1 protein-coding gene is annotated in these 1,705 nt (G+C 45.5%); it reads left to right on the plus strand.

Features of this window, described 5'->3' with window-relative positions:
* The first annotated feature begins 120 nt into the window (after positions 1-120).
* Positions 121-1,446 carry an IS1380 family transposase gene (locus AXFE_RS18025; protein ID WP_052607267.1) on the plus strand — a complete coding sequence of 442 codons (1,326 nt, stop codon included), beginning with the start codon at positions 121-123 and terminating at the stop codon, positions 1,444-1,446.
* Positions 1,447-1,705: the final 259 nt, after the last annotated feature.

Genomic DNA, 1,705 nt, shown 5'->3' on the forward strand with positions numbered 1-1,705 from the left:
CCTGGATCCACCGAAAATTTAGCCGATCAACTTTGATTTTGGCATAGAAAAGGTGCTCTGAACTGGTAAACTTTAGGTTGTAATAGTCAAAAAACAACCAGTTCAAGGAGCACCTTTTAGATGCGAGCATCTGCTAGTAGTTTAGACCGTTTGATAGTCACCTTTGACGATTCGAACGCAGTTTCCAACAGTGGGTTAATACTCCCTATCACCCTTGCTGAGAGACTTGGCCTTAGGGATCTCTTTGATTCTCACATTGACCTAGAGGATCGTCCTGGACGAGCAAATGTTGGCAGAAAAGCTATGGCTATCGTCGCATCTATTTTGGCCGGTGGTGATTGCATTGATGACACTGCAATCCTTCGAAGCCCAAATGCGCAAGTTATCCTTGGTCAGATAATGCCAGCACCATCCACTCTTGGTGTCTTCTTGCGTAGTTTTGAGACCAGTGACATCGCAGATGTTGAACGAGTTGCAGCTTTGTTGCTAAAACGAGCCTGGCTAGCTGGAGCAGGTCCAGGTGATGAGCCGCTCACCATTGATGTTGATTCCACAATATGTCAGGTATATGGAAACAAAAAAGAAGGAGCTTACTTTGGTTATACCAAAGTAAGGGGGTATCACCCACTAGTAGCAGCAGTTGGTAAAACAGGTGACATTCTTGGAATAGTGACACGTGAAGGCAATGCCAATACCGCTCGTGGTGCCGGGGAGTTTGTAACCCAGGTAATCAACAATGCCAGAGCCGCCGGAGCAACTGGTGAAATAACCATGCGTTTTGACTCTGGGTTCTACTCAAGAGCCGTTAGAGACGCAGCTAGTGCGGGTGATGTTCGCTTTTCTATTACAACACGGATGTCCAAGAGACTAAAAGGTATCATCTCCGATATCCAAGAGGATGCCTGGACTTCAATTCCCTACTGGCTTGAAGGTGGAGCTGATGTAGCAGAAGTGAAATATCGCGCATTTGCAAGAGATAGACAAGACGTTCGTCTTATCGTACGAAGGGTCAAGCCTACTCCAGGGTCTCAGCTGGCACTATTTAGAGACTATGACTATCACGCATTTATTACCGATCGACAAGGCGAAACGCTCTTTCTTGAGGCTGATCACCGAGCACATGCCCAGATCGAACTAGTCATCAAGGATCTCAAAGGAGGTTCGGGATGGAATCATGTTCCATCCAGATACATGAACGCTAATGCCGTTTGGTTGGAACTTGGTGCAATTGCACACAACCTGGCACGGTTCACTGCACGAATAGGCGCTATTACACAAACTGTAATAACCACACCAAAGCTTCGACGGTGTTACTTTCAGATCGCAGGACATATCACTCGTTCAGCTAGAAAAGTAATACTCCATCTTGAAGAACACTGGCACTATAAGGATAAGTTCTTAGAGGCTCTTGATCGGATCAGAAAGTTTGAGATCGCCATCACCTGAACATCTGGTTACCTAACACACTGAATATTACTTGAAACAACTGCTCTAGAAGACAAGGGATTAGGTCACTATGGCCAAAATGAGATTTCACAATCTCAAAAATGACCAAAAAGGCTCAACCACAAAGGGAATAGGTCATATTTGGCACTCTGAAACCAGATTTAAGCCATAGACCCTCCGTCAAACCTAAATCAGTTCCAAAAAACCGACTTGGATTCACACCGAAGGGCTCAAGCTGGTCCATTTCTGTGGATTCAGG

Source organism: Acidithrix ferrooxidans (genome assembly GCF_000949295.1).
GTDB classification, from domain to species: domain Bacteria; phylum Actinomycetota; class Acidimicrobiia; order Acidimicrobiales; family Acidimicrobiaceae; genus Acidithrix; species Acidithrix ferrooxidans.

Bases quoted from the DNA above. Each gene is read 5' to 3' on its own strand.
- AXFE_RS18025 (WP_052607267.1), top strand. From the start codon at position 121: ATGCGAGCATCTGCTAGTAGTTTAGACCGTTTGATAGTCACCTTTGAC.